The sequence below is a fragment of the Acinetobacter sp. MF4642 genome (assembly GCF_002018925.1).
GTDB lineage: Bacteria > Pseudomonadota > Gammaproteobacteria > Pseudomonadales > Moraxellaceae > Acinetobacter > Acinetobacter johnsonii.
In genome coordinates this window covers 1-9050 of record NZ_MVON01000051.1, presented here as the reverse complement: position 1 = coordinate 9050, position 9050 = coordinate 1, and the positions used below count along the sequence as shown (strand labels likewise).

Annotated in this window: 11 protein-coding genes and 1 tRNA gene; 8 read left to right on the top strand and 4 right to left on the bottom strand. The window is 35.6% G+C overall.

Annotation, left to right across the window (positions count from 1 at the left end; genetic code table 11):
• Positions 1-109 precede the first annotated feature (109 nt).
• The 3 genes from MF4642_RS15910 to MF4642_RS15900 form a co-directional block, all read right to left on the bottom strand.
• The gene (locus tag MF4642_RS15910) at positions 110-322 is read right to left on the bottom strand and encodes a hypothetical protein (RefSeq protein WP_078426822.1); all 213 of its coding nucleotides are present in this window, start codon (positions 320-322) and stop codon (positions 110-112) included.
• A 160-nt stretch (positions 323-482) separates the two neighbouring features.
• Positions 483-1139, bottom strand: coding sequence for an HAD-IB family hydrolase (locus MF4642_RS15905; RefSeq protein ID WP_078426821.1), 657 nt, complete (start codon positions 1137-1139; stop codon positions 483-485).
• On the bottom strand, positions 1106-2311 hold the full coding sequence (locus MF4642_RS15900) for a DUF1615 family protein (RefSeq protein WP_004980175.1): 1206 nt from the start codon (positions 2309-2311) through the stop codon (positions 1106-1108). Before MF4642_RS15900 ends, MF4642_RS15905 begins: the two co-directional genes overlap by 34 nt.
• 408 nt (positions 2312-2719) lie before the next feature.
• On the opposite strand from MF4642_RS15900, the gene MF4642_RS15890 reads away from it, so the two are divergent.
• The 7 genes from MF4642_RS15890 to MF4642_RS15860 all read left to right on the top strand — a co-directional run bounded on the left by MF4642_RS15890 (position 2720) and on the right by MF4642_RS15860 (position 6799).
• Positions 2720-3895: a type I restriction endonuclease gene (locus MF4642_RS15890; protein ID WP_078426819.1), complete on the top strand. Its 1176-nt coding sequence runs from the start codon at positions 2720-2722 to the stop codon at positions 3893-3895.
• 270 nt (positions 3896-4165) lie between these two features.
• A complete protein-coding gene (locus MF4642_RS15885; protein ID WP_004693517.1) occupies positions 4166-4381 on the top strand; it encodes a hypothetical protein in 216 nt (71 codons plus the stop codon).
• A 278-nt stretch (positions 4382-4659) separates the two neighbouring features.
• Positions 4660-4869: a cold-shock protein gene (locus MF4642_RS15880; RefSeq protein ID WP_004693516.1), complete on the top strand. Its 210-nt coding sequence runs from the start codon at positions 4660-4662 to the stop codon at positions 4867-4869.
• Positions 4870-5222: 353 nt separating this feature from the next.
• Positions 5223-5510, top strand: coding sequence for a head-tail connector protein (locus MF4642_RS15875; protein WP_078426818.1), 288 nt, complete (start codon positions 5223-5225; stop codon positions 5508-5510).
• A gap of 250 nt (positions 5511-5760) precedes the next feature.
• Positions 5761-6030, top strand: coding sequence for a hypothetical protein (locus MF4642_RS15870; protein WP_078426817.1), 270 nt, complete (start codon positions 5761-5763; stop codon positions 6028-6030).
• A gap of 104 nt (positions 6031-6134) precedes the next feature.
• Positions 6135-6260, top strand: a complete 126-nt coding sequence (locus MF4642_RS17230; RefSeq protein ID WP_017397253.1) for a hypothetical protein — start codon at positions 6135-6137, stop codon at positions 6258-6260.
• Positions 6261-6722: 462 nt separating this feature from the next.
• Positions 6723-6799, top strand: a tRNA-Met gene (locus tag MF4642_RS15860).
• A gap of 189 nt (positions 6800-6988) precedes the next feature.
• On the opposite strand, the gene MF4642_RS15855 is transcribed toward MF4642_RS15860, so the two are convergent.
• Entirely contained in the window at positions 6989-7360 is a 372-nt protein-coding gene (locus MF4642_RS15855) for a winged helix-turn-helix transcriptional regulator (protein WP_004693511.1), read from the bottom strand.
• Positions 7361-7459: 99 nt separating this feature from the next.
• Here MF4642_RS15855 and MF4642_RS15850 point away from each other — a divergent pair, with 99 nt between their 5' ends.
• Complete coding sequence (locus MF4642_RS15850) at positions 7460-8461, top strand: zinc-binding alcohol dehydrogenase family protein (RefSeq protein ID WP_078426815.1); 1002 nt, start codon at positions 7460-7462, stop codon at positions 8459-8461.
• Positions 8462-9050: the final 589 nt, after the last annotated feature.

Sequence of the window (9050 nt, the reverse complement as noted above, 5' to 3'; positions counted from 1 at the left end):
TTGCTATAGACCACATTTAAGTTTAAATATGAACACCCCGAATCAGATGTATGAGCAAACTAAAACCGAGCTAATTGCTTAACTCGGTTTGAAGTGGAATACTGTCAATCTATTTCAGGACAAGACAACTAAATTGACGTAATGTCTTTACCAGATGATTGTAATCACCTTGTTTGGCGATATTGAGCACATGTTCAATTTCGTGTTTTAACCATTTTTGTTTTGAAGCATTAAAAGCGAACTGCGCCAATAATACAAAGGGACTTTCACCGAATTTGATCGAAAGACCTTTGACATACTTGGGTGGAGATAACTGTTCCATACTGATGCCTTTTTATAATTTAAGTGGAATGGTTCTCAAAATATTTTTATTAGGCAAAATTTATCATAAATATATTTTTTGGTAAATAAAACATACTGAATTTTAATAATAAATATTTTTAAAAATTTAACATGGCTAATTATTAACCTACACTTAATAATTAGCTTATTTGACGATGATTTGATGTTTTTGACAAGTCGGGAAGACTTAAATCTGTCCCTACCAAGTAGCTAAAATCAGCCAAAGACAACATTTGTTTATCTTCAATGCTATTTCCATAAGCATAAACGGCATGGTAATTATCTAGCTCATATTTTTCTTGGATACGTTGAGCTTTGTACTCACAGCTACAGTCAGCAGTCAGATAGCACCCTGTATAGTATTGCTGGTCTTGTTCAACGCGGGTACAGATCAGATCGATTGAGAGTATTTCACACACATATTTTAAATAGATATCAATTGAAGCAGAGACCAAAACCACATCATCGCCCAAACTTTGGTGTTGCTTTAGTTGGCTATAAAGTGCTGGGTTAAGTCCTTTGATTAAGAGTTCTGCATAGCGTTTTGCATAAGCGTCAATTTCGCTCACTTCAGCTTGCTTAAACATCGCATGGAAGAGTTTAGAGCGCATATGATGGGCAGGATAAAAACCTAAATAATAACTTTGAATATAAGGCAGGACTTTTAAGCCTTGTAGGGCAATATGTCGTTTTGAATGTACATAGAAGATGAACCCCGTAAAACTGTCTTTGTCATACAGGGTGCCATCAAAGTCAAATAAGGCTAGATTTTTATGCGCTTTGCACGTTGCATGCATGTTTGATAACGTCCATTGACACGAGTGGCAAACCAGTTGGTATTATAGTCACGGCTGAGCTTCGGACCAGAAATGACGACTTCTGGCATCATGGCATAGAAAGGTTCTTTTTTAGTGACTTCTTGATAAAGCTTAGCCACAGCGCGATAGGTTGCTGTATCTTCAAATTTCTTCTCTTTCTCTTTTTTCAGGTCAGAGCGAATTTGACGTGGAGTAACCAAAATATTGTGCTGAGCAAAAACACTGATGAGTTCACGTTCTGATTGACTCTTTGCAGATTTAGGTGAGCCATCTTTGCCATAAAGTAGCAGGTCGCCGTCTAAATCCAGTTCTGCTTCGGTTAAGTCATTTAACATACTTTGGAAGGCGGCATTTCGACTTGAGTACATGCCCGAGTTATAGTCAGCAAAACGGTAGAGCGGTTTGTCATAGTCAGCAGGGTACATCATCAGGCGGTGAATGCCATAGTACAGACCACCATATTGGCTATAAAGGTCTGTACGTAGGTCAGCCATGCTGCCACCTTCACGTTTATTATCTTTGGCATAACCGATATGCACTTGCATTGAACCCAACGTGGTAATCGGGTTCATTTTTTCGCCTACGTCCTGACCGACAAGTTTGGCTGCACCTGTGAGTGCACTGACGTGATAGTGCTTTGACATATAGTCAAAAATTTCACGGTACAGTTCATCCAGTTCGCGTTCTGTTTTAACGCGGCGCATTTGGCTTAAATAGTTATCTTCAGGACTCGGCTGCTCTTTTAAAACCTGTTGGAAATAACCTGCGATGGTGCCACCAATGGCATCGCCGAGCTTATCTTTAAATTTTTCATCTAAGCGATCTTGAACTTCTTTAACCGCTTTTTCACCTAAACCATAAACTTGTGGATCTGCAACAAAGTTAGACTCTTGATCAACCACGGCAATGATCGAACACATATTTTCTTTGTTTTGCGGAATACCAAACTGCTCTGAAATGTCATAAATATCTTCAGCCCATGAACGGCGGTCATTTACGCGTCCGGGAATGATGCGTGCGATTTGTTCAGCATTGAGCTTAGGCTCATCATCTGTCCACCATGAACGATCACCGCAAGCAGTTAAGCCTATAGATATGGCCAAGACACTCAGTGTTTTTAAACCAGAAGAAAGAAACAGCTTTTTATTCATAAACAGAGAACACATGATAAAAGGTGAGCCGAAACAGCAGGTGCAGTATACTATGTCGGTCGAAAAAGTGATGAATTTATATGTATATTGGTCGGTATCAACTGTCAAATCATTTGATTGTTGTTCCGATGGCAAGTGGGTTGGGTTATTAAGAAGAATGAATAGTATTCAGTCTGTTATCGGTTTTATTGTGGTGCAAAATTTGTGCAATGGATTGAGGGGAGCATAACTCATGACGCTTCCATTTCTTTGAAGTTTTTTTTAATAAATCAAACAGAAAATAGTTCAATGAATAGACTGTAATGACATTCTAAAAACAAATTTAAATTAATATTTGAAAAATAAAGTAAAAGGGTTAAGATCTAAAATTAGATCAAAAAATATACTTGTAATAATAATGAGGGGAATATGGAAAATTTTATTAATAGACTAAGAAGCCATATTGAGCATGTGAAAAAAGTAGGGGGCCACTGTACTACAGAAGAAACAACTAAGCAGGCTTTAATCCTTCCTCTATTAGATATTTTAGGTTTTAGCCCTTATGACCCGACCAAGGTGCTTGCAGAATTTGCAGCTGATTTTCCAGGTGTGAAATCTACAGAAAGAGTTGATTATGCCCTTTACTGTAATGGGCAACCTGTAATGTTTATTGAAGCAAAACCTTATGTTGCTAATTTAACGAATCATGCTCCGCAGCTATCTAGATATTTTAATAGTAGTTTAGGAGTGACGATTGGCGCGATCACAAATGGTAAAGAATGGAGATTTTTTACTGATTTAATTAATCCAAATGTGATGGATGATAAGCCATTTTTAACAGTTGATTTTACGAAGAATAAAGCCGAGGATTTGACACAGCTAGCTGAGTTTAAACATGATAATTTTCATGTAGAAAAGCTACGCTTTTTTGCTGAAGAAAATCAATATATCCAGCAGTTTAAAACTGTAATAAAAAGAAGTATTAATGAAGTTGATATTGATTTTGTTCGCTATGTGGCTCAACAAGCAAGTATTCCTCGTCAATTAAACACTAAATTTTTAGAGTCAATTCAGCCTTTTGTAAAACAAGCTGTTGAGCAGTCAATTAGTGATACCGTTGTTAAAGGACTATCTTCGCCTACAATTATTACTGCCCAGCCAGTTGAACAAAAAGTAGAAGTAGAGGAGACTATTGAGATTGTGTCTGAAAGCTCAGCGCTAGCTGACATTGTTAACTCTGAAAATGAAAGAATTGTGACTACTGTTGATGAACAGGAATTAAGTCGTATTGTGACAGAGCTCTTTCCTGAAGTTGAGTTGGTTGCTAAAGACACAGAAAGCTATTTTAGCGTGCTGTTTCAGAATAAAAATAATCGCTGGTTATTTAGATATGATGTAAATCGTAAGAGACCAACCATTCAGTTTGCAGTAGCAATTGATGACTATCGAAAAAAAGAGTTAGAGCGGGCAGGATTGGAAGTGCAAAATAACGGTCAAGTTTTTTTAGATAAACCTGAACACATATATAGAGCCGTAGGCATTTTAAAAGATTGCTTGGATTACTGTAGTAACGATGACAACTTTAAAAGAGCATCTAATTCCTAATAGAAAAAGCCACTTTATAAGTGGCTTTTTCATAGCACAGTAAAACTTCATACTTGAGAGATAGGATAGATCTTATTTTGTCATTACAAGTCATCCTTGGACGTGACCGTCGTGCAAAGATATCAAAATGATGTTTCTAATTTTCGATGAACTATGAATAAGAGTTATGGAGTACAGCCAAAGGCTCGATAACAATCCTCAAAAGCTTATCAAAGAGTAGGCTTTTTTATTTGTGCTATAGTTTAATTGTTACTTAGCAGGCAGAACAATATGAATATCTGTATTGGTGGTGACTTGGATGGTCAAGTAGTGATTTTAAATAAGATGCGATTTAATGCAAAAGAGATAGATCAAAATAAATCATCGAGCTATATCAAGCAAAAGTACGTTAAGGGCGATCAAGTCTTTAATTTTTGGCGACATGCAGAAATGAAAATATGGGATGTTACTCATCAAGTTGAGTTGATTTTAGGAAAGAAAAATTAGCTAGAAGTGGGCAAATAAGCTTTATTCGCTTTTAGTGAAGATTTTCTTATCAATATGGATGAAAAAGCATTTCATATGGGGTTGGGTGGTAGCAATAAAATAATATGTTAAGGTCTATCTATTGCGCGCTAAAAAGCTTATAGTGATAGTGTATTAGAATTATTTATTTTATTGTATTTACTAAAGTTATTTCGCAATTGATTCAACTCTGCGGTTTATCCGATGTATATGATTTAAAAGATTAATTCTTATATTTTTCAAAATTTAAGAGAATATTTATGTCAAACATTACAACTGGTACCGTTAAGTGGTTTAATGAAACTAAAGGCTTTGGTTTTATTTCTAGCGATACTGGAGAAGACGTTTTTGCACACTTTAGCGAAATCCAATCAAACGGTTTCAAAGTGTTGAATGAAGGTCAACGTGTTCAGTTTACGATTGTAGCTGGCAAAAAAGGCCCTCAAGCAAGCTCTATCACAGTAATCTAAGAATATTGTGAATTAAAAAACCCGCTTCAGTTAGCGGGTTTTTTAATGGCAGCTTGTTTACTACTCAGTTGTTAAGGCGTCGTACGCTCACTATCTTTAAGCGGTGAATGGCTTATTTAAAAAATATATGAACAAATATATGAACAAATATTAATTTATCTATAAGAAATCTTTTGAAGGACTGATTAAGAATAGTAGAAAAATCCCTAGATAAAGGGATTTCAATGCCAAGTAATCAATATGAGAATAGGAATGAGGTGAAATTGTGATATTTGCTATGACACCGTAAAAGACTCTAGGAACGAGTTTAGTGATGAAAGTGTAAAAGCTGACTCGGAAAAATGGAGTGATCTATGAGTATTGTTGAATTACATGAAGTGAAGTGCCACTTACACTATGCCGATGATAGCAATGATGTTTCATTAAAAAGCTTTATTGTTGCTGGTGACGCTATAATTAAAAACTACATTACAGATAATTTTGGATCGGAATATCCATCTGCCATTAAACAAGCTGCTTTATTATTAATCGAATACTGGGAACAGCACAGAAAAGATGGGGGTGAGGTGTCTTTGAATGGTAACTACCTTCCGATACCCGTACTCTCTTTGCTTAATCTATATCGCAAGCCCACTGTTTGATAGGTGATGTAGATAATTGTATATATCTTTAGGTAGGTATATTTGAAATTATGATAATTGCAATTGAGAATTATTTGCATTTATTGGGTTTGTGCGTTAGAATCAATTTCAAGAATAAAATTTGACAATGATGTTTCATTAACCCAGCTCTATTGATTCTCCAGAGGCTGGGTTTTTTATCTGCTTTAACAAAAAATAAAATTAGGTTAAATTATACCGATTGTTAAAATAATTATGAGAATAAAAGATCATGAATAAAAAATTTGAATTACATGTACTCAGTCAAATCTATGACTTTCTAATTGAAAGAGAAGGATTTACTGCTCTGAATCTTCATTTTAAGGTTATGGAATTTTTTAGGGAGTTACATGTGGGGGATAAGAGGGATTTTATTGTTTTGGCCCCGAATAAAATCTCAGGTAATTTCGGTGAGGTTACTCATATTCACTTATTAAATATTCCACATTTCCATGAAAAGGAAAAATTCATTCATTGGGCACATAAAGTTCTAAATCGCTAAGCGCCTAATCTGTAAAGAAAGAAAATAATATTGTTTCATAAATTAAACATTGAAATCTTTAGATTTTGATAAGTTATATTTTTAAATCGTGCTAGGCAAAAATGATGAAAATATTTGCAATAGTAAGTTTAGTTTTAATGCTGGGATTAACGGCATGCCAAAAAAGAGATACAGATACGAAAGAGCAGGATAAAACTACAACGCCACATTCCATGGATAAAGATCAGTAAGAAAAAGCTCGCCAAATGGTGGGCTTTTTCAAGAGTTAAAATGGTATAGTAGGGCTGTCCTTTAAGTACTTTTTTCTATGTCTGAAACCTATAAATACATTTACACCCAAATTAGTACATTTGGGTCATTACCTACACATAAAGTTCTTATAAGTAGTGTAGGAAGGAAGACAAAATTAGTTTTCGCTGATAATACTTTTGTTTATAGTACAGTTTCAGATTGGGCTTTAAGTCATTCGGGTCTTGATTCTAGGAAATCAATATGGTCTGAAGAGCCTAAGTCATTTTTAGACAGTGAAAAAACAAGATTAAGCGTATATAGAGCCTCACATCCCGCTTTTATCACTGAAGCAAGCATTGGTTAAACACTAGTATTTTGTATGCTGCTTATGTAATAACTGCCTATATTACAAATAAAGTTTGCTTTGTGGGTGCTTAGGGCGTATAAAGCTAACTCGTTGATGCGGGATGGAGCAGTCTGGTAGCTCGTCGGGCTCATAACCCGAAGGTCGTTGGTTCAAATCCAGCTCCCGCTACCAACGAAAAAGATTCAAAGTTTATAGCCTAGTCTTCACAGATTAGGCTTTTTTTATGGCTGGTTAATTTTATACATAGCGGTTTTTAAGAACGTGCTTTTATACAAGTTACTGGAATGGTGTGTAAGCAGTGAAAGCACAGTATTTCTAGAAAATATCAGAGTTGTAAGTGACGTAAAACAGGTTTAAGTTTTATTCTGATTCTAAAGGCATAATGGGTTTTCCAAATAAACCAATATTTTTATCCCCCCATTGTTTTAATGCAACCAAAATAGGTGCTAAAGAAGTGCCTAGTGTTGATAATCGGTATTCTACTTTAGGAGGAACAACGGCATAAACCTTTCGTAGAATCAGTTGATCCTCTTCAAGTTCACGTAATTGTCTAGTGAGCATTTTTTGAGTGACATTTGGAATTTTCTTCCTCAGTTCATTAAACCTTAAAACATCATCTTCTAATAAATGCCATAAGATAATACTCTTCCATTTACCATCAAGTAAGCCTATGGCAGCTTCAACAGAACATCCTGGTGTGCAATCAAAACGCGAATGTTTTAGCTTACCCATTTCAATAGTATCCTTTTGGTAACTATAAGACGAATTTGTCTGTATAACTTAAAAAACAATATTAAGTAAACTCAAATAACAAAACAAGAGGACAAGTGAATGAAGGCTATTTCTTATATTGACGGTATGGATCATGGTTTTCAAAATCCACTGGTAGATATTGAAAAAGCGATGCCGAGCTTAAAAGATCGGGATTTGTTGGTTAAAGTCAAATCGATTTCGGTTAACCCTGTCGATACTAAGGTTAGACGAAACCCTGTCGTAGCAGGCAACATGCGTATCTTAGGATGGGATGCAGTAGGTGAGATTGTTGAGATCAGTTCTGGCGTGCAACATTTTAAAGTCGGAGATCAGGTCTGGTATGCAGGTGATTTAACTCGGGATGGGAGTAATGCTGAATATCAGGCAGTCGATGAGCGTATTGTTAGCTTAAAACCACAAAGTCTGAGTGATGCTGAAGCTGCTGCGCTGCCATTAACTGCTATTACAGCATGGGAAATGTTATTTGATCGTTTCAATGTTGATTTAGATCAATCTGATAATATTTTAGTGATTGGTGGGGCAGGAGGTGTAGGGTCTATTGCGATTCAATTACTCAAAGCGAAGACAAATTTAAAAGTTATTGCTACAGCATCTAGGGAAGAGACTAAAGCATGGGTTAAGTCTTTAGGGGCTGACTACGTCATCGATCATACCGAAGATTTAAACACGCAAATCAAAGCATTGGGCTTAGATGCACCTCGATATATTTTTTCAACTAATCAAACAGAAACGTATCTTCCCCAAATCTCTAAGCTTATTGCTCCACAAGGTAAGTTTGGCTTAATCGATGATCCGAAATCGTTAGATATCGGTGAGTTTAAGTCTAAGTCGGTTTCTGTACATTGGGAGTTCATGTTTACACGTTCAATGTTCAATACAATAGATATTGAACAACAATCTCAGCTATTACATCAGGTTGCAGAACTGGTGGATAACCATAAAATTAAAAGCACGCTGAATCAGACTTTAGGTAAAATTAATGCGCAAAATTTAAAACTTGCTCATGAACTGATTGAATCTGGGCGAGCGAAAGGGAAAATCGTTTTGGAAGGCTTTTAATTAGTTTTAAGCTCAGCTTAAATAAGTGGGTTAATTTTTAAGTTAAACACTTGAAATTATACATTTAGGATCAAAATTCTGAACAAGGCCATTCTAGGGTTCAGCGCACTAGGATGGCTTTCCTCTTTTTGAAATCTGTTTCATTCATATACACATAACAAAGAGCCTTTGGAATAATTTTTTCAATTCATTAAGTATTATGTTGTAAAGAATGAAACACACAACTTTGATTTAATATATTATCCTCAGCATAAGTCTAGATAGAGCGCCGTGTGGCGCTTTATCTTTATTTAAGTTAAATCAAAACAGTGCTTTGTGAGTATTAAAAATCTTAAGTATGGAGGATTTTGTATAGTTGTGATTATTTGAATACCCAAGAGCTATTTCACTGTTCCTGCTTTTTGCATTTCTTGGTAAAGCTGATCAAGATAATGTTGTTGTTGGACGTTATCTTTAAAGTATTGAACCGTACCGAGATTGTAGGAGACACATTTTCTTGAGAGAATGTCGCTATGACAAGATTAAAATACACCGCAGAAATCAAAGAACGAGCAGTACGTTTGCTGCTTGAATCTGAACAAGATTATCC

What these genes read in the sequence shown, in the direction of transcription:
- MF4642_RS15910 (WP_078426822.1), bottom strand. Translation starts at nt 322, where the DNA reads ATGGAACAGTTATCTCCACCCAAGTATGTCAAAGGTCTTTCGATCAAA.
- MF4642_RS15905 (WP_078426821.1), bottom strand. Translation starts at nt 1,139, where the DNA reads ATGCATGCAACGTGCAAAGCGCATAAAAATCTAGCCTTATTTGACTTT.
- MF4642_RS15900 (WP_004980175.1), bottom strand. Translation starts at nt 2,311, where the DNA reads ATGAATAAAAAGCTGTTTCTTTCTTCTGGTTTAAAAACACTGAGTGTC.
- MF4642_RS15890 (WP_078426819.1), top strand. Translation starts at nt 2,720, where the DNA reads ATGGAAAATTTTATTAATAGACTAAGAAGCCATATTGAGCATGTGAAA.
- MF4642_RS15885 (WP_004693517.1), top strand. Translation starts at nt 4,166, where the DNA reads ATGAATATCTGTATTGGTGGTGACTTGGATGGTCAAGTAGTGATTTTA.
- MF4642_RS15880 (WP_004693516.1), top strand. Translation starts at nt 4,660, where the DNA reads ATGTCAAACATTACAACTGGTACCGTTAAGTGGTTTAATGAAACTAAA.
- MF4642_RS15875 (WP_078426818.1), top strand. Translation starts at nt 5,223, where the DNA reads ATGAGTATTGTTGAATTACATGAAGTGAAGTGCCACTTACACTATGCC.
- MF4642_RS15870 (WP_078426817.1), top strand. Translation starts at nt 5,761, where the DNA reads ATGAATAAAAAATTTGAATTACATGTACTCAGTCAAATCTATGACTTT.
- MF4642_RS17230 (WP_017397253.1), top strand. Translation starts at nt 6,135, where the DNA reads ATGAAAATATTTGCAATAGTAAGTTTAGTTTTAATGCTGGGATTAACG.
- MF4642_RS15855 (WP_004693511.1), bottom strand. Translation starts at nt 7,360, where the DNA reads ATGGGTAAGCTAAAACATTCGCGTTTTGATTGCACACCAGGATGTTCT.
- MF4642_RS15850 (WP_078426815.1), top strand. Translation starts at nt 7,460, where the DNA reads ATGAAGGCTATTTCTTATATTGACGGTATGGATCATGGTTTTCAAAAT.